The organism is Actinoplanes couchii, assembly GCF_016862075.1.
Classification (GTDB): Bacteria; Actinomycetota; Actinomycetes; order Mycobacteriales; family Micromonosporaceae; genus Actinoplanes; species Actinoplanes couchii.
This window is the reverse complement of record NZ_BOMG01000044.1, coordinates 149,567-167,628: the sequence shown is the minus strand read 5'-3', so window position 1 is coordinate 167,628 and position 18,062 is coordinate 149,567. Positions and strand designations below refer to the sequence as shown.

Sequence of the window (18,062 nt, the reverse complement as noted above, 5' to 3'; positions counted from 1 at the left end):
GGAATTCTCTCTCGACAGGAACGGCGCCGCCCGGAGCACTCCGGGCGGCGCCGCCGCTGGTCTTCGTGCCGTCGCCGTCTCTCAGCGTCCTGAAAAGCGGGCGACGGTCATCATTGTCGGGGAAACCGGAAGCCTCCGGGCACCCCGAACCGGGTCGGATCAGCGCTTGGCGTGGTACGCCTCGACGACATGACTCGGGATGCGGCCACGCTCGGAGACCGGGTGACCGTTCTTGTTCGCCCACTCGCGAATTGCCTGATTCTGGTCGCGGCTGGAACGGCTCGACACCGCCGGAACGGTACGCCGGGCAGTGGTGGGGACGTTACCGTTTCGGCCCAGCCGGGTGGCTGAGGAGAGGAACGGTTCCAAAGCTTTACGCAGCTTGCCGGCGTTCTTCTCGGACAGGTCGATGGTGTAGTTGACTCCGTCGAGCCCGAATTCGACGGTGCGGTCCGCATCGCCGCCGTCGAGGTCGTCGGTCAGCACGGTAATTATCTGCTTGGCCATGGTTGTGCGCTCCTACACGATGTCATTCGAGTGACGTCCGCGCGCGCACGCCCGCTCCTGGCCGCGAATGCTCGTCGTCCCATTCATTCTGTCGCCATGATGGCGGCGAGTGCAAATTGCCCGTTCTGGCATGTCGCAATTGCCGGAACCCATCCGTGCCAGCCCGGAGCCCAACTCTTTTCGGGATCGTGAATATGCGGTAACGTCTGCCCTGGGAGCGCTCCCAGGCGCCGGGTTTCCGGCACCGTGCGCCGACCGCGCCCCACGAAGACCCGAGCCGCCTCGTCGCCGATCCTCCGGTGCCGGGGCGGTTCGCCGTCCCAGCGGCTGATCTTAACCCGCCCACCCTCACCAACAGCCGTCAATTTCCACCCTCCCCAACCCGGCCACCCGCCAACAACTCCGACAGCCAAGGCGACCCACCTGCCTGACCCGCCCCGGCAGGCCGGCCCGGCCTTCGTCCCGATCCGACCTGGCCCCAGCCCCGGCCCGGCTTGGTTCGGCCCGACCTGGTCTGGCTCGCTTGACCCGGCCCGGCTTGGTTCGGCCCGACCTGGTCTGGCTCGCTTGACCCGGCTCGGCTTGGTTCGGCCCGGCTTGGTTCGGCCCGACCTGGTCTGGTTCGCCTGACCCGGCTCGGCTCGGCTTGGTCCGGGCCAGCTTTCTGGCCCGCCTTCACCCGACCCGACCCCGTCCTGGTCTGGCCCGGCTCGGCTGGCCTGGCCCGCAAACGTCTTGTGTGTAGTGACAGGTGTCTGCGAACACCGCGGATATTTCGGTGGATACTGGACAAGCCGATCAGGGGCGGTAGATCCACACGCGACCTGATTTTCGCTTGATGAGGCGGTCTGCTTTGCAGGTGCCGGGTTGTGGTCGCCCTGTCCGTTACCGGCGGTGTCGCGAACGCTGGGCGGCTGCGGGAGAAGGCTATCGGCTCAGCCGAGTTGATTTGTGCGTTCTTCTCTCACGCCCGCGCTGGATGACCTTGAAGGGGTCGCGCTTCGGTCGGCGTGATCAAGCGTCATGTTCCGGTCCTGCCGGCCACTCGCGTGAGGACTTGTCAGGTGAGGGGCGGGCCGCGCATCAGCAGGGTCGGTGGGGTCTGACCCGCGCGAGCTGGTTCATGTGGAGGCCGGCCTGCGTCGGGTCGGCTCGTGGAAGACAGGCTGCGCATCGGCCGGGGCGGTGAGGCCTTGGCTGGCGCGGGCTGGTTCATGAGGAAGCTGGTCTGCGTGCGGTTGGGCTGGCAGAGGGCTGATTCGCATGCCGATGGTCGCGGTCGGGTTGGCTCACTCAAGGGTGGGTCGCGTGGAGGGATGGCCTCTCGTAGGGGTTGAGGCCACGCAAGACGAGGGTCGGCTGTGGAAGCACGGTTGATTTGTGGAAGCACGGTTGACCTGTGGACGGGCGGATCGGTCTGTGGAAGCACAGGTTGATCTGTGGACGGGGTGGGCGGGGCGTCTCGGTCTGTGGAAGACGTGGGCTGGCCTGTGGAAGACATGGGTTGGTCTGTGGGCGGGGCGTCTCGGTCTGTGGAAGACATGGGCTGGCCTGTGGAAGACAGGGGACTGGCCTGTGGACCGGGCGTGTCGGTCTGTGGATGGTGTTCGCTGGTCTGTGGAAGACGTGGGTTGGTCTGTGCGCGCGTGGGCTGGAAGTGTGTGCCGACGCCGAAAGGGGGCCACGCCGTTCGATGACCAGTGCCAGTGCCAGTGCCAGTGCCAGTACCAGTGCCAAGAGCAGGGGCGGTGTGGTGGCGGGGCCGCGGGCGCGGAAGCTGTGAGCGGTGGGGCGTGTGCCTGCCGGGGAAGGCAGCGCCCGTCGAAGCGAACCGCGGGTGAGGGCTTTGACGGGCGTACCGGCGATCAGAGAAGGTTTTGCAGTTGGTGGCCGTCGGTGACCACGTGGTCGGGGGTGGCCTGGTCGCCTCCGGTGTCGTCTCGGGGGGACGGCATCAGGATCGCGGTGCCGATGTCGGCTCGGCGGGCGCAAGCGATGTCCCGCCGCCGGCTGTCGCCGACGAACCAGCAGGATGCGGGCGGGACTCCCAGGGCGTCCGTGGCGTTCCAGATCATCTGTGGGTTGGGTTTGCGGACGCCGGCCTCGTCGCTGTAGATCTGCACCCGGAACAGCCGGCCCACGCCGGCCTTGGTCAGGAAGTCGCGGTGTGCCGCCCCGCACAGGGTGTTGCTGACCACGGCCAACGGGATGCCGCGGCCGGTGGCTTCCGCGAGGAACTCGGCGATGCCGGGACGCAGCGTCCAGCCGTCGCGCCACGCCCAGTCGTAGCTGAGGCGGGTCGCGTTGGCGCGCACCCGGGCCTGGGCCAGGCGCGGCCAGTCGGCGATCACGAAGCGCTCCCACACGTCCAGGTGCGGGAGTTCGTCGGGCTGGTCCTCGTCGCGCCAACTGGCGTACCGCGCGGCGCCGTCGATCAGTGAGCGCTGGATCCGGCCGGGCGTGAGGGCGCCGTCGGTCAGGTTGTAGAGGCGCAGCACCAGCTCGGGCGGGTCGGCCCGGAACGGGGCGTCGGCCAGCACGCCACCGAAGTCGAGGAGGACCGCCGACGGGGTCACCGGGTCTCCTGCCCCAGGGTCCAGGCGCGGACACCACCGACGATGCCCGCGGTGTTCGGCACCACGATCACGTCGTCGCCCATCTTGGCCAGCTGGGCGGGGGTGATCAGGCGGGAGTTGCCGCCACCGAGGAACACCCGGTCCCACAGGAACACCGGGCGCAGGCCCTCGATCACGTTACGGACCCGGCGGGACCAGAGCGCGTCGCCGAGACGGCGCCGTTCATGCTCGCCGATGTACGTGTCGTAGGAGGTGCCCCACCGGATCGGGGCCTGCGACATCTCCATGTGCGGGGCGAGCTCGCCGCCGTCGAAGAGGGCGCAGCCCAGCCCGGTGCCGAGGGTCAGCACCAGCTCGCAACCGGTGCCGGCGACCACACCGGCACCGTGCACCTCGGCGTCGTTGAGCACCAGTGTCGGCAGCCCGAACGCCTCGGCCAGGGCGGTCCGGGCGTCGAAGCCGTGCCACAGATCGACCAGCTCCGGGTCGACCTTGGTGCGCGGGCCGGAACGGGTCACGTAGTGCGGGGTCGCCACCACCACGCCGTGCCGGATCATGCCGGGCATGCCGACGGTGACCCGGTCCGCGTTCGGTAGCTGCTCGCCGAGCATGACCAGTGTCTTCACGAACAGGTCAGGTGGCAGGGGATAGGGGGTGGGGACTCGAATCGGCTGGGCGCGCATGGTCCCGGCCTCGTCGAGGACGGAACCTTTGATCCCGCCACCACCGCAGTCGATCGTCAGGGTGAATGCCACCCGGCCAGTGTGCACGGCAGATCACCTCCCCCGACTGCAATTGTGCCGGGTGTCGGTCTATCCCGCCTCTTCCGCCCAGACCCGCCAGTTGTCCAGAACACCGTGCAGCGCCGGGGTCAGCCAGCCCGGAGCGGATCTCCGGAACACCCCCGGATCCATCGATCCGGCACCCTGCGGAAGGGCTCCCACCAGGTGCGGAACGAGTTCGCTGAGGTTCGCCCAGTGGACCAGCTCGGGCTCGCCCGGCCAGGCCCCGAGGATCACCCGCGCCGGTACGCCACGGCGGTTCAACGCCTCCAGCGTGAGCGCGGTGTGATTCAGCGTACCCAGCCCGGCGCGCGCCACCACGATCATGTTGGCGCCCAGGGTGGTGGCCAGATCGGCGAACGTCCACGGCTCACCGGACGGGCGCAGACCCATCGGCACCAGCAGCCCGCCGGCGCCCTCGACCAGCACCAGATCGTGTTTCTCGGCCTCCGCCCGGATCGCGTCGACCACGTCGAACAGGTCCAGCGCGGGCATACCGGCCACCCTGGCGGCGGCCAGTGGGGACAGCGGTTCCGGGTACTCGGCCAGGGTCCGCACGGTCTCCGGACCGGCCAGGCGGGTGACCACCTCGGCGTCGGTGGGTTCCCCGGTGTTGATGCCCGTCTGACCGGGTTTGATCACTGCGACACGGAGGCCGGCGTCCTGGGCGGCGGAGGCCATCGCGGCCGTGGTGATCGTCTTGCCGACCTCGGTGTCGGTGCCGGTGACCAGCACGATCCCGAGCCACTCGTCGGGATGTCCGGGAGCACGTTTCTCCCGCGGAGCGGGGTCGGGCTCGGAGGTGGTCCGCGGGGTGGGCTCGGGCGTGGTCCCGGCTTCCGGTTCGCGGGGCTCTTCCGGCTCCTCCGGGGCCGGGCTCTCCACCGGCTGCGGTACGGGCACCGGCTCGGTGGCATGCCCACCGCCGTGTGCCAGCAGCGGATCGGACTCCGGCCGGCGTGGCGGGGGCGTCGCCACCGGCAGACCGTGACCGCCGCCGCTGCGTTCCGGGTGGGGCGGCGGTGTGAGCCCGGGCGGTTCCTCCGGCGGCAACCGCCGTGAGCCGCGTTGGAGCGGCGCGCTCCAGCCCGGCGACTCGGCACGGTGCGCGGGCGGTTCCACGCGGTGCGCGGGTGGCTCGGCACGGTACGCGGGCGATTCCACGCGGTGCGCGGGAGGCTCCGCACGGTGCGTGGGCGGTTCCACGCGATGTGTGGACTGCTCGGCACGGTGCGCCGGCGGCCCGGCGCGATGTGTGGACTGCTCTGCACGGTGTGTGGACTGCTCCGCACGGTGTGTGGACGGCTCGGCGCGAGGTGCGGGCGGTTCCGCGTGACGCGTGGGGGCCGGTGGCTCCGCGCGGCGTCTCGGTGGCTCGGCGGCCCACGTCTCGGCGGGGGATTCGCCCGGCCCCGGGCCGCGGACCCGCAGCGAGGAGAGGGCCGGCTCCGGTGGGAAGAGCGGCGGCGGGCTCAGCGGTTCGCTCGGCGGGGGCGGCGGAACCACGGACAGGTGGCGGCGTGGGGACGCCTGTGGGGGATCGGCGGTCAAGGTGCGCACTCCAGGATCACGGTCAGGGCTCGGGCGAAGTCCTGCTCGGGGACGCCCGCGTTGACGGTCAGCCGCAGGCGCGAGCTGCCGTCCGGAGTCGACGGAGGCCGGAAACAACCGACCGCCACCCCACGGTCCCGGCAGTCGGCGGCCCAGGCCACGGCGGCCTCCGGCCCCGGCGCCGGCACCGAGAGGACACCGGCCGCCGGGTCACGCCCGGCGAATCCGGCGGCCCGCAGCCGCCCGGCGATGCGCGCGCCCCGGTCGAGGAGCACGGCCCGTCTGTCGTCGGCGGCCCGGGCCACCTCGACGGCGGCGAGCACACCGGCGGCGACGGCCGGGGGAGGAGCGGTGTCATAGATGAACGTGCGACCGGTATCGATCAGGTGCCTGGTGAACGTGGCCGGCCCGGCCACCACCCCACCGGCGCCACCGAGCGACTTGGACAGTGTCGCGGTGACGATCACGTCGGGCGCTCCGGCCAGCCCGGCGGCCGCCACCCCGCCGGCGCCGGCGGCACCGAGCAGGCCGAGGGCGTGCGCGTCGTCGACGATCAGCAGGGCGCCGCGGGCCGAGGTGACCGCGTGCAGGGCGGCCAGCGGGGCCAGGTCACCGTCCACCGAGAAGACCGACTCGGTGATCACGGCGGCCCGCCCGGGGTGGGCGTCCAGCAGGGCGGCGACGGCGTCCGGGTCGTTGTGCGGAGCGACTTTCACCGGCAGGCCGGAGATCCGGCAGCCGTCGATCAGGGAGGCGTGGTTGTAGGCGTCCGACACGACCAGGTCGCAGACGGCGGCGACGGCGCGGACCACTGCCAGATTGGCCAGGTAGCCGGAGGAGAACACCAGCGCGGACTCGGCGCCGGTCCAGTCGGCCAGGGCGGACTCGAGCGCGGTGTGGACGTCGGTCGAGCCACGGACCAGGCGGGATCCGGTGGCGCCCAGCCCGTACACCGCAATCGCTTTTTGTGCCGCGTCGACCACCCGGGGGTGGCCGGAGAGACCGAGATAATCGTTTCCGGCCAGATCGACGACGTGGTCGTCACCGGACCGCGGCCGCAACTGACGGGTGAGCCCCGCCTTGGCCCGTTCGCGGGCGAGGCGGTCCAGCTCCGCCAACCAGTCCCCCAAGATCCCCCCTGTGATCACGCGAACGGAAACTATCACCCAGCTCCGACAGTCTGGTCAGGCCGGGAACTCTGTAGGGTACGGGCATGCCAGAGATCCTCGACCGGGCCCGTGCCCGGGTGCTCCACGACGGTGCCGGCCTCGGTGAGGCGGACATCCTGGAGGTGCTGCGTCTGCCCGACGAGGACCTGCCGGAGTTGCTGCAGCTGGCCCACGACGTCCGGATGAAGTGGTGCGGCCCGGAGGTCGAGGTCGAGGGCATCGTCTCGCTGAAGACCGGCGGTTGTCCCGAGGACTGTCATTTCTGCTCCCAGTCCGGCCTTTTCGCATCCCCCGTCCGGGCGGTCTGGCTCGACATTCCCTCCCTCGTGGAAGCAGCCAAGCAGACCGCGGCCACCGGGGCGAGCGAGTTCTGCATCGTCGCCGCCGTCCGCGGGCCGGACAAACGGCTGATGGAGCAGATGCGCGCCGGGGTCAAGGCGATCAAGGAGGCGGTCGACATCCAGGTCGCCGCCAGCCTCGGCATGCTGTCCCAGGAGCAGGTCGACGAGCTGGTCGACATGGGCGTGCACCGCTACAACCACAATCTGGAGACCTGCCGGTCGTTCTTCCCCAACGTGGTGACCACCCATTCGTGGGAGGAGCGCTGGGAGACGCTGACGATGGTCCGCGAGTCCGGCATGGAGGTCTGCTGCGGCGGCATCCTCGGCATGGGCGAGACGATCGAGCAGCGTGCCGAGTTCGCCGCCCAGCTGGCGTCGCTCGACCCGCACGAGGTCCCGCTGAACTTCCTGTCGCCCCGCCCCGGCACCCCGTTCGGTGACCGGCCGGTGGTCGAGGGACGCGACGCCCTGCGCGCCATCGCCGCCTTCCGGTTGGCGATGCCGAGGACCATTCTTCGGTACGCCGGTGGCCGCGAGATCACACTCGGCGACCTGGGCACGAGGGAGGGCCTGCTCGGTGGCATCAACGCGATGATCGTCGGCAACTACCTGACCACGCTGGGCCGCCCCGCCACCGCCGACCTGGAGCTGCTGAAGGACCTGAAGATGCCGGTGAAGTCGTTGTCGGCGACCTTCTGATGTTCTGCGACCGCTGCGGCGAGCCGGCCACATCGGGCGACCACACCCCCTGCGCCACGGCCCGGGAGATGGAGCCACCCCGCTTCTGCCCGGACTGCCGCCGCCGCATGAAGGTCCAGGTCTACCCGACGGGCTGGTCCGCCACCTGCGTCGAACACGGCACCCGCCAGTCCTGACCCCGGCAGTCCTGACCCCGCCGCGCCTGAGCCACCTGGCGTGGCGCGGCCGTGCGGTGGGTTCCGCTCGCGCCTGAACCCGCCGCGCGAGAGAAAGACAGCGTCCTTGAACCCGCCGCGCGAGAGAAAGTCGCCGGCCCTGAACCCGCCTTGCGAAAGAAAGTCGCCGGGCCTGAACCCGCCCTGCGAAAGAAAGTCGCCGGGCCTGAACCCGCCCTGCGAAAGAAAGACGCCGGCCCTGAAGCCGCCGCGTGAAAGAAAACGGCGGGCCTGAAGCCCGCCGTTTTTCTCCAGCTCGCAGCTCGGGGCGTCAGCCGCGGGTTGCCCGGGACTCCTCGGTTGCCGGGTGGGCGGCCGCTCGGAGGGTCACGGTGACCATGGCGCCGTCCCGTTCGATCGGGCCCGCCCCGACCCGGCGCAGGGTGCGCAGCATGCCCGCGTTGCCCGCCCCGGTGTGTGTCACCACCGCCTCCACCCCGCTTTTCGCGGCGTGGGCGCGCAGACGCTTCAGCAGGGCGGTGCCGAGACCGCGCCGCTGCCAGTCGTCGGCGACCAGGATCCGGAACTCGCCCAGGTCGCCCTCGGTGAGCAGACCGGCCATCGCGACCACGGCGCCGCCGGGGGCGACGGCCAGCAGGGTCAGACCGCCGGACGGCTCCAGCAGGCGGCGCAACCGGGCCTCGGCGGGCGCGCCGCCGGGGAACCGCAGGCGCAGCGAGGCCGGCGAGCACTCGCTGTGGAACTCGGCGACGGCGGCCAGATCGTCCGGGGCGGCCGGGCGCAGGACCACCTCGGCGCCGTCCGGCAGCAGCAGGGCGACCTGGTCGCGGTGCCGGCGCTGGACCGAGGCGGCAACCTCGACCAGCGCCTGGGCCCGGGCGAACTCGGCCGGGGTGAACGACGGCAGCGCCCGGAGCACCTCCAGCGCGCCGCCGGCCGGGTCGGTCAGAGTCATCCGGCCGCCGTGGAAACCGGGCCGGTCGCCGGCCGCACCGGGACGCCAGCGGACCTCGGTGGCGTCGAGCAGGGCCACCAGCACCTCGCCGAGCGCGTCGGGCTCGTGCACCAGCCGGCCGGCCAGGGCCAGCGCCCGGGTCGGCTGATCGGCCAGCCCTTGCGGGTCGGCCCTGGTCACGAACGCGTCCCGCCCCCGGCCTTTGGCCACCGCGGCCAGCAGATCGGCCTCGGTCAGCGCATCCGGCGCATCCACCAGGAAGTCGTCGACCGCGCCCTCCTCGGTGGTGTGCACCTGGACGGCGAGGATGTTGACCGACCGCAGAGCCAGGCTCGCGGTCAGCACCGAGAGGTAACCGGGACGATCGTCGACCGTGGCCCGGACACGCCACAACGCCATAGCGGGCACTCCTTTCCTCCGTCTTCCAGAGTGCCTCGCCGTTGTTGCAGATCTATTGCCTGAGCTGGGCTTATGACGTTACGGCTGTCACATCTGGACCGACCGCCGCGGGCGTGGCCGCCGAGTCCAGCCGGTCACCGAGGATGACCGCGGCGGCCCGGACCAGCTGGGCGACCCGATCGACCTCGGTGATGTGGAACGCGGCGGCCGGCAGGTCGTCCTCGTCGGTCCGGGCCACCACCAGCACCAGGCCGCCCCGGCCGAACGGGGCCACCGCGTACCGCGGGCCGCCCGGCTCGGTCATCGGACGGGCCCGCAGCGGGGTCACCTCGGGCAGGCGCAGCGGGGACGGCGCGCGCCAGCTCGCGTAGACCACACTCGGCTCGCTGACGACCCCGGTGGTGTTGCTGCGGGCGGCCCAGTCGGCCGGCACCACGGCGGCCGCGGCCCAGTCGGCGGCGAGCAGACCGGGGACCGCGTCGACGAGGGTGGCGAGACCGTCCGCCGGGTTCGCGGCGACCTGGGCGAGGAGTTCGGCGTCGTGGCCACCGTTGACCGGTGCTCCTATCGCCTTCCACACGCCGTCGACCTGCACGCCCGGGATGGCGGCGAGCCCGGCGAGGAGGCGCTCGACCCGGGAGGCGCCCGGCCACACGACGGTGAAGTCGTCGACCGCCCGTCCGCCGAGCCGCTCCAGCACCACGACCTGGACGATGTCGGCGCCGGCCACCCCGAGGGTGCGCGCGACCTGCCCGAGGGCGCCGGGACGGTCCGGCAGGGTGATTCGAACCCGCAGCAACATGAAACTCCTCCCGTCGCGACGGCCGGTGACGCCGTCCCTACCTGGACACCCTGCCCACCTGGCGTTTCGGACCGATTGCACAGCCGTGTCCCGGCCGTCAAGCTGTCGTGACATGCCCGGAATCACCTTCGCAGGGTCATGAGGCCGGCATGGCACGGATGCCACCACACCCTCGCCCCGTCCTCCCGAAGAGTGGATGCCCTCCACCATCCCGATGCAGATCAAACCCATTTGCCGGTACGCCGGGAAAGCGCACGTGCTGACCGCCAAGGAAGCCGGAGGGACTGGGCGAGCTCCGGGAAGACGCCCGGGCAAGCGGGGCGAGCGGGGCGAGGTGGGAAAGGGAGCCGGAGAAGGCGGGCCGCGCCGGGGAGGAGGCCGGGAGGAAGGGGCGGGGCTCGCGGAGGAAGTCTGGAGAGGGCGGGGGTCGGTGAGAAGCCGGGCTGGTTCCGGCTGCGAGTCGTCACGCGTCGGGCACGCCGGGGGTGGGTGGGCGTTAGGGTCGGGACATGATCTGTGACGCCTGTCGCGAGCGGCGGCACGACGACTGCCGGGGCGGGTCCTGGTGCGACTGCCAGCACCGCAAACTCGAACCGACCCCGCCGGTGACCGGCCCGCCCGGCCCGTGACCACGTCCCCCCGCGAAGCGGAAGACGGAAGGCGAGCTCGAACCGACCCCGCCGGTCGCCGGCCCGTCCAGCCCGTGACCACGTCACCCCGCGAAGCAGAAGACGGAAGGGCGGAACTCGGAAGAGCGGCGAGGCCTCAGGCCGGGGGAGTGGCGGGGCCGGAGGGCAGCGAAGCGGTGGGGCCGGAGGGTGGGGGACGGTGAGGCCGGGAGTTGCGGGGCCGCCGGTGCTGCCTGAAGGGGTCGATGGGCTGGTCGGCTGTTATCCGCGGCTGGAACGGCCCAACCTTCGGGTCAACTTCATCGCCAGTGCGGACGGGGCGGTTTCCGTCGACGGGCTCTCGGCGGGGCTGCAGGGGCCGGGGGACAAGGAAGTCTTCGACACGCTCCGGATGGTCTGTGACGGGCTGATCGTGGCGGCCGGCACGGTGCGGGCCGAGAACTACGACGCGTTGCGGTTGACCGAGGGCGGACGGGCCTGGCGGGTGGCGCGGGGACTGACCGAGTTTCCGCTGATGGTGATCGTCTCCGGGTCGCTGGATCTGGATCCGGAGCAGCTGATCTTCGCGGATGCCCCGATCCGGCCGATCGTGCTGACTTACCGGGCCGCGCCCGCGTCGCCGATCCGGGAGGTGGCCGAGGTGATCGCGCTGGGGGAGCGCGAGGTCGATCTGGCCGCCGGGGTGCGGTTGCTGCACGAGCGCGGGGCGACCCAGCTGCTCTGCGAGGGCGGTCCGGGTCTGCTCGGTGCGATGATCGCCGCGGACCTGGTCGACGAATTGTGTCTCACGGTGGCCCCACTGCTGGCCGGTGGCCAGGCGGGGCGTATCGCCCACGGTCCGCCGGCGCCACCGCGCCGGATGTCGCTGCGCCACGCCCTGACCCGCGAGGACATGCTCTTCCTGCGATACGGGAGGGCGGAGCCGACGGAAGACCGGGCGACCCCGCCGGGGGATCGGTAGGAATGGGATCCGGGTGACTGATCGGCGTGAATCAGGGCGCGCCTCCACAACAAGGTCAAGATCTTGTGCATAACTCTGTGGATGAACCCCACAGGTTGTGGAAAACCGGTGCCCTGGGCAATTTGTCATACCGCTGAGGCACCATGATCCCCGTGTCTGACGAAACTTCCCCCGTCGGGCGGGTGCTCGGTACCGCGGATGCCACCCCGCTCCAGTTCTGGACGGCCGTGACGCCCGGGAGCTACCTCCAGCTCGACGACGTCGTGGTGACCAAGCGCGACCTGCCGGACCGCGAGCCGGTGACGATCGCCGGCGTGGTGACCCAGGTGCGTGCCCGGCACGAGGGCGCCCAGTTCGACTCGGACGTGTTCGCCATCGCCGACGGCACGCTGCCCGCGATGGTGCAGGAGGCCGCCGAGATCACCACCACCCGGGTCGACCCGGAGCTCTATGTGCCCCCGGCCCCGGGCGCGGTGGTGCACCGGGCCTCCGGTGACGCGCGGGACGCGGCGCTGCACTTCGACCGGATGGAGCGCCGGGTTCCGATGGGCACCGGCCGCGACGGCGTGCCCGTCTTCCTGAACGCGGACTTCCTGGACGGCACCCGCGGCGCGCACGTGTCGATCTCCGGCATCTCCGGGGTGGCGACGAAGACGAGTTTCGCGACGTTCCTGCTCTATTCGGTGTTCCGCTCCGGTCAGCTGGGCGCCGACGGCACCAACGCCCGCGCCCTGATCTTCAACGTGAAGGGCGAGGATCTGCTCTTCCTCGACCACCCGAACACGAAGCTGGACGACAAGACCCGCGAGGCGTACGCGTTGCTCGGTCTGCCCGCGGCCCCGTTCCCGGATGTCCGGGTCTACGCGCCGCCCCGCGCCGGTGACTCGTCCGGCGCCCCCGACGTGGCCAGCCGCCTGACCGGGGTGGACTCGTTCTACTGGACACTCGCCGAGTTCTGCGAGCTGAAGCTGCTGCCCTACGTGTTCGCCGACGCCGACGACGAGCGCCAGCAGTACACGATGGTGGTCCACTCGGTGACCGCCCACCTGGCCCGGTACGCGGTGCCCGCCGAGGGTGGCATCAGCATCGACGGCAAGCGGATCAGCTCCTACCAGGATCTGGTCGACCACGTCGTGGAGCAGCTGACCGACGACGACACCCGATCGACCTGGGCGGGCAGCGCGGTCAACATGGGCACCGTCAACGCCTTCGCCCGCCGCATGATCAACAGCAAGCGGGATCTGTCCCGGCTGATCCGCGGTGACCTGGCCCAGCGCCGCCCGCACCAGATCAAGACCGCGGACAGCGCCCAGGTGACCGTGGTGGACCTGCACAACCTGCCGGACCGGGCGCAGCGGTTCGTGGTCGGTGTGACGCTGAAGACCGAGTTCGAGGCGAAGGAGAAGGCGGGCACCGGCCGTCCGCTGCTCTTCGTGGTCCTCGACGAGCTGAACAAGTACGCGCCGCGTGAGGGCTCCTCCCCGATCAAGGAGGTGCTGCTGGACATCGCCGAGCGCGGCCGATCGCTCGGGGTGATCCTGATCGGCGCCCAGCAGACCGCCAGCGAGGTGGAGCGGCGGATCGTCACCAACTCGGCGATCCGGGTGGTCGGCCGGCTGGACCCGGCCGAGGCGTCCCGCCCGGAGTACGGGTTCCTTCCCCCGGCGATGCGCCAGCGTGCCCTGCTGGCCCGCCCGGGCACGATGTTCGTGAACCAGCCGGACATCCCGGTCCCGCTCTGTGTCGAGTTCCCGTTCCCGGCCTGGGCCACCCGCAAGTCGGAGTCCGGCCCGCCACCGGCCGAGACGCTGCGCTCGATAGTGCAGGGCGCCGACCCGTTCGCGGTGATAGGGGGTCGCGGCGCGGCCGACGACGACATCCCGTTCTGACTGGAGACTAAGGTTCAGCGATGCGCATCCTGCACACCTCCGACTGGCATGTCGGCAAGGTTCTCAAGGGCCGCAACCGCAACGAGGAGCACATCAAGGTCCTCGCCCAGGTTGTCGACATCGCCCGTGCCGAGCGTCCGGATCTGGTCATCGTGGCGGGTGACCTCTACGACACGGCGGCCCCCACCGCCGAGGCGACCCGGCTGGTGACCCGGGCCCTGTCCGCGTTGCGCAAGACCGGCGCCCGGGTGGTGGCGATCGGCGGCAACCACGACAACGGGGCTGCTCTGGACGCGTTGCGCCCGTGGGCGGACGCGGCGGGCATCGAGCTTCGTGGTTCGTACCCGAAAGCGGATCTGAATGATCTTTTGATCGAGGGGACCACCGAGGGCGGGGAGGACTGGCGGCTGGTCGCGCTGCCCTTCCTGTCCCAGCGGTATGCGATCCGGGCCGCCGAGATGTACGACCTGACCGCAGCCGAGGCCAACCAGACCTACGCCGACCTGGTGGCCCGCCTGATCGCGAAACTGAGCGAGTCGTTCGCGGACCAGAAAAAAGTCAACCTGGTCACCGCGCACCTGACGATCGTCGGCGCGAGCACCGGCGGCGGCGAGCGGGAGGCGCACACCATCATGGGTTACGCGGTGCCCGCCACCGTCTTCCCGCCGAACGCGCACTACGTGGCCCTGGGCCACCTGCACCGCACCCAGGCGGTCATCTCGCCCTGCCCGACGCGATACTCGGGCAGTCCGCTCGCCATCGACTTCGGCGAGGAGGAGAACGTCTCCTCGGTCTCGATCATCGACGTCTCCACCGAGAAGGCGGCGCACGTCCGCGAGGTGCCGGTGACCACGGCGCTCACCCTGCGGACCGTGCGCGGCACGCTGGAGCAGCTGGCCACGGTGAACCTTCCGGATGCCTGGCTGCGTGTCCTGGTCCGGGAGGTGCCGAGGCCGGGCCTCCGTGAGGACGTGCAGGAGCTCCTGCCGAACGCCCTGGAGGTTCGCATCGACCCCGACATGCTGCCGACCCGGAGCGGCGCGCGCAGCGCCGAACGCGCCGGCCGGTCCCCGCGCGAGCTCTTCGGTGACTATCTGGACAGTCGCGGGAACGCCGAGGAGGGCGTCCGCGAGCTCTTCGACGAGCTGTACGACGAGGTGAGCAGCAACCAATGAGGCCACTGAGGCTCGACATGGCCGGGTTCACGGTCTTCCGCGACCAGACGACTGTGGACTTCACCGACGCCGACTACTTCGCCCTGGTCGGCCCGACCGGTTCGGGCAAGTCGACGGTGCTCGACGCGATCTGTTTCGCCCTCTACGGCACCGTCCCCCGCTGGGGTGGCGCCCGCGGGATCGGCAACGCCCTGGCCCCGTCGTCGGCCGAGGCCCGGGTGCGCCTGGTCTTCGAGTCGGCGGGGGATCGGTTCGTGGCGACCCGGGTGGTCCGCCGGGACGGCCGGGGCAACGTGAAGACCGCCGGGGCCGGGCTGCAGCTGATGCCGCCCGGCTTCGACGTCACCAAGCTCGACACCGGGATGGACCTGGAGGATCTGGGCGAGGTGCTGGCCGGCACCCCGGCCGAGATGGACGCGGCGGTGCTGGACGCGGTCGGCCTGCCCTACGAGCAGTTCACCAGCTGCGTGGTGCTGCCGCAGGGCCAGTTCGCCGACTTCCTGCACGCCAAACCGGCCACCCGGCAGCAGATCCTGGTCAACCTGCTGGGTCTGCACGTCTACGAGGACGTGCAGGGCCGGGCCGCCGAACGGGGCAAGGCCGCCGAGGCCAAGCTGACCGTGGTGGAGCAGCAGCTCGGCACGCTGGAGGACGCCACCGACGAGGCGGTCGCCGAGGCCGCCGGCCGGCTGGAGCGGATGCGGGAGCTGACCACGGCGGTCGAGAGCGCGATCCCGGGGCTGCGGGCCGCCCGCGAGGCCGAGGGCGCCGCCGCCGGGAAACGGGACGCGATCGACGCGGAGCTGACGGCGCTCGGCGCGGTGCGTACCCCCGCGGGTCTGCGGGAGGCCACCGGTGAGGTGGCCGCGGCGCGGGAGGCGGCGGACCGGGCCGGTGTCGAGGTGCACACGGCCGAGGAGGCCGAGGAGAAGGTGCGCGGTGAGCTGACCGCCGCCGGTGACCCGGGCCGGCTGCGGGTGGCGCAGGACCGGCACACCGAGCTGGCCCGGCTGATCGAGCAGGAGGAGTGGTTCGCCGGCAAGGTCTCGGTCGCCGAGGTCGAGCACCGGGACGCGGCCGCCGCCGTCGAGCTGGCGCACGCCCACAACCTGGGCGCCCAGCAGCTGCTGGAGCAGGCCCGGCAGGACTACCGGGACGCCCAGCAGCGGGACCGGGCGACCGCGCTGCGCGGCCACCTGACCGCCGGGGACGCCTGCCCGGTCTGCGAGCAGACCGTGACGGTGGTGCCCGAGGTGCCGCGGGAGTCCGCGGTGCGGCAGGCCGAGCAGGCCGGCAACCTGGCCCGGGAGGAGTCCGAGGCGGCGCAGTCGCGCTGGCGGGAGCGGGACGCGGTGTCCCGGAACGCGGCGTTCGACCTGGAGCGCAAGCGCGGGCAGTACGAGCATCACCTGTCCCGGCTGGCCGAGGTCCGCAAGGCGGTCGAGGGTCTGCCCACGATGGACGAGCTGCAGCGGCGGCTGACCGAGCTGGCCGAGTTGCAGCGCCGGCTGGAGGACGCCGGCACCGCGGTGCGCCGGGCCCGCGAGGCGCAGCGCGCGGCGCAGACCGTGGTCCGGGGTGCCGAGGAGCGGCAGCGGACGGCGTGGCGGCAGTTCGACGGGGTGCGGGACGGGCTGGCCCGGTTCGCCCCGCCGCCGGCCGACCGGGACGACCTGGCCGGCGCCTGGCAGGCCCTGGTCGACTGGGCGGCCGGGGAGCACGGCCGGCGCCGGACGAGCCGGGACGAGGCCGAGGACGCGGTCCGGGCGGCGCACGAGACGACGGCGCGTGCCCACGACGCGATCGTCCGGTTGTTCGCCGACGCCGGGGTGTCCGTCGTGGACCGGGACGAGGCGTCATTGGTTAGGGCAGCCACGGTCACCGCCGAGCGGGCCGAGGCGGCCTGGCAGCGGCTGACCGAGCGCCGGGAGCAGGCCCGCGCCGCCCAGGAGCAGCGGATGACCCTGCAGCTCCAGGGCCGGGTGGCGAAGTCGCTGGCCGGGCACCTGCGGGCCAACAACTTCGAGCGCTGGCTGCTGGAGGAGGCGCTCGATCTGCTGGTCGACGGCGCGTCGCGGATCCTGCGGGAGCTGACCGGCGGGCAGTACGAGCTGATGCACGAGAAGGGCGAGTTCTTCGTCGTCGACCACCACGACGCGGGTCTGCGGCGCGGGGTGCGGACCCTGTCCGGGGGCGAGACGTTCCAGGCCTCGCTGTCGCTGGCGCTGGCCCTGTCCGAACAGCTGGCCGGGATGAGCACCACCGCGGCCAGCCTGGAGTCGATCGTCCTGGACGAGGGCTTCGGCACCCTGGACGCGGCCACCCTGGACGTGGTCGCGGCCACCCTGGAGAACCTGGCGGCCCGCGGCGACCGGATGGTCGGCCTGGTCACCCACGTGCACGCGCTGGCCGAGCGGGTGCCGGTCCGGTTCGAGGTGCACAAGGACGCGCGTACCGCCCACGTCGAGAGGGTCGGCCTGTGACCAGGATGTTCGTCGACGCGTGGGATCCGTCGTACGGCGCGTCGTACGAGGGTGGGGACGGCGCCGACGGTCCCGGCTCGTCCAGCAGCGCGCAGGTCGACGTGGACGTGGAGGTGCCGGCCGCCGAGTGGGCGCCGATCGACGTCTCCCCGTCCGCGGTCGTGCCGGACGTGGTGTTCCTGGTCGACGGAGTGCGCCGCAACGATGCCGGGCTGTGGACGGCGGAGGAGGACGGCACCACGTACCCGGGGCTGGCCGCGTCGTACGCCGCCGGGGTGGTCCGTTGCGATCTGGCCCGGGGGGTGGCCGAGCTGGCCGGCGCCCGGGTCGCCCGGGGCCTGTTCACCGCCAGCCCGACCGCGACCGACGTGCAGGCCGGTTCGGTGCGCTACGAGGTGCACCGGATCAGCGGCGCCGGCGAGGCGAGCAAGCTCCCGGCCGCGGTCCAGCCGCCGCTGACCGCACTGGAGATCGAGATCTCGTCGGCCGCGCGGGACGGCGGTTCGGACGGCACGGATCTGCTGATCGTTGACGGCCCGCTGCGCAGCCGGCGGCAGCTGCCCCGGACCATCGGTTACGTGAAGACCCAGCAGAAGCACTATCTGCCGGCCGCGCAGGAGTCGGTCGTGCCCCGGCTCCGGCCGGGGCAGCGCACCCCGGTCTTCCATCTGATGTCGGTGTGGGGCGGCTGGTCGTGGTACCTGCGGCTGCCCGGCTCGTCGGGCGCCCCGTGGTCCGGGATCGTCCGGGTGGAGTGTTCGCCGGAGCTGAGCGCGGAGCAGGCGGTGGAGCTGGCGGACGTGTCGGTGGCGACGCTGCCACGGTTCGCGTCGTCGGCCTACAAGGACCCCCGGGCGCCGCAGAACCTGGTGCCGATCGCCGGGCTGGAGCGGCGACTGCGCGGCATGCTCGGCGATGCCCGGGTGCTGCACCGGGCGCTGGCGCTGGCGACCAGCCGGTCGCGCTGA

At 71.9% G+C, this 18,062-nt stretch carries 14 protein-coding genes; 7 read left to right on the top strand and 7 right to left on the bottom strand.

Translation table 11 applies throughout. The annotated features are described in order from the left end of the window. Nucleotides 1-159: 159 nt before the first annotated feature. The 5 genes from Aco03nite_RS17185 to Aco03nite_RS17165 all read right to left on the bottom strand — a co-directional run bounded on the left by Aco03nite_RS17185 (nt 160) and on the right by Aco03nite_RS17165 (nt 6,546). Complete coding sequence (locus Aco03nite_RS17185) at nt 160-507, bottom strand: histone-like nucleoid-structuring protein Lsr2 (protein ID WP_203796354.1); 348 nt, start codon at nt 505-507, stop codon at nt 160-162. A gap of 1,865 nt (nt 508-2,372) precedes the next feature. Continuing rightward, nucleotides 2,373-3,083 carry an HAD family hydrolase gene (locus Aco03nite_RS17180; RefSeq protein ID WP_203796353.1) on the bottom strand — a complete coding sequence of 237 codons (711 nt, stop codon included), beginning with the start codon at nt 3,081-3,083 and terminating at the stop codon, nt 2,373-2,375. Further along, nucleotides 3,080-3,838 (bottom strand): ROK family protein, encoded by a 759-nt coding sequence (locus Aco03nite_RS17175; protein ID WP_203796352.1) that lies wholly within the window; start codon nt 3,836-3,838, stop codon nt 3,080-3,082. Before Aco03nite_RS17175 ends, Aco03nite_RS17180 begins: the two co-directional genes overlap by 4 nt. A gap of 57 nt (nt 3,839-3,895) precedes the next feature. Next, a complete protein-coding gene (gene bioD / locus Aco03nite_RS17170; protein WP_203796469.1) occupies nt 3,896-4,603 on the bottom strand; it encodes a dethiobiotin synthase in 708 nt (235 codons plus the stop codon). Between the two features lie 809 nt (nt 4,604-5,412). Then, the gene (locus tag Aco03nite_RS17165) at nt 5,413-6,546 is read right to left on the bottom strand and encodes an 8-amino-7-oxononanoate synthase (RefSeq protein WP_203796351.1); all 1,134 of its coding nucleotides are present in this window, start codon (nt 6,544-6,546) and stop codon (nt 5,413-5,415) included. A gap of 83 nt (nt 6,547-6,629) precedes the next feature. On the opposite strand from Aco03nite_RS17165, the gene bioB reads away from it, so the two are divergent. Further along, nucleotides 6,630-7,625 carry a biotin synthase BioB gene (bioB, locus tag Aco03nite_RS17160; protein ID WP_203796350.1) on the top strand — a complete coding sequence of 332 codons (996 nt, stop codon included), beginning with the start codon at nt 6,630-6,632 and terminating at the stop codon, nt 7,623-7,625. Next, nucleotides 7,625-7,801, top strand: a complete 177-nt coding sequence (bsaP, locus tag Aco03nite_RS55035; protein ID WP_444978836.1) for a biotin synthase auxiliary protein BsaP — start codon at nt 7,625-7,627, stop codon at nt 7,799-7,801. The genes bioB and bsaP overlap by 1 nt, the downstream gene beginning before the upstream one ends. Nucleotides 7,802-8,111: 310 nt before the next feature. Here bsaP and Aco03nite_RS17155 read toward each other — a convergent pair whose 3' ends face one another. Together Aco03nite_RS17155 and Aco03nite_RS17150 are read right to left on the bottom strand one after the other, a co-directional pair. Further along, nucleotides 8,112-9,155, bottom strand: coding sequence for a GNAT family N-acetyltransferase (locus tag Aco03nite_RS17155; protein WP_203796349.1), 1,044 nt, complete (start codon nt 9,153-9,155; stop codon nt 8,112-8,114). Between the two features lie 70 nt (nt 9,156-9,225). After that, complete coding sequence (locus Aco03nite_RS17150) at nt 9,226-9,957, bottom strand: ACT domain-containing protein (protein ID WP_203796348.1); 732 nt, start codon at nt 9,955-9,957, stop codon at nt 9,226-9,228. 828 nt (nt 9,958-10,785) lie between these two features. On the opposite strand from Aco03nite_RS17150, the gene Aco03nite_RS17145 reads away from it, so the two are divergent. The 5 genes from Aco03nite_RS17145 (at nt 10,786) to Aco03nite_RS17125 (ending at nt 18,062) form a co-directional block, all read left to right on the top strand. Further along, nucleotides 10,786-11,547, top strand: coding sequence for a pyrimidine reductase family protein (locus tag Aco03nite_RS17145; RefSeq protein ID WP_203796347.1), 762 nt, complete (start codon nt 10,786-10,788; stop codon nt 11,545-11,547). Between the two features lie 143 nt (nt 11,548-11,690). Then, entirely contained in the window at nt 11,691-13,436 is a 1,746-nt protein-coding gene (locus Aco03nite_RS17140) for an ATP-binding protein (protein WP_203796346.1), read from the top strand. A gap of 20 nt (nt 13,437-13,456) precedes the next feature. Continuing rightward, the gene (locus Aco03nite_RS17135) at nt 13,457-14,611 is read left to right on the top strand and encodes an exonuclease SbcCD subunit D (RefSeq protein WP_203796345.1); all 1,155 of its coding nucleotides are present in this window, start codon (nt 13,457-13,459) and stop codon (nt 14,609-14,611) included. Continuing rightward, on the top strand, nt 14,608-17,094 hold the full coding sequence (locus tag Aco03nite_RS17130) for an AAA family ATPase (RefSeq protein WP_203796344.1): 2,487 nt from the start codon (nt 14,608-14,610) through the stop codon (nt 17,092-17,094). The genes Aco03nite_RS17135 and Aco03nite_RS17130 overlap by 4 nt, the downstream gene beginning before the upstream one ends. Beyond that, on the top strand, nt 17,091-18,062 hold the full coding sequence (locus tag Aco03nite_RS17125; RefSeq protein ID WP_203796343.1) for a hypothetical protein: 972 nt from the start codon (nt 17,091-17,093) through the stop codon (nt 18,060-18,062). Before Aco03nite_RS17130 ends, Aco03nite_RS17125 begins: the two co-directional genes overlap by 4 nt.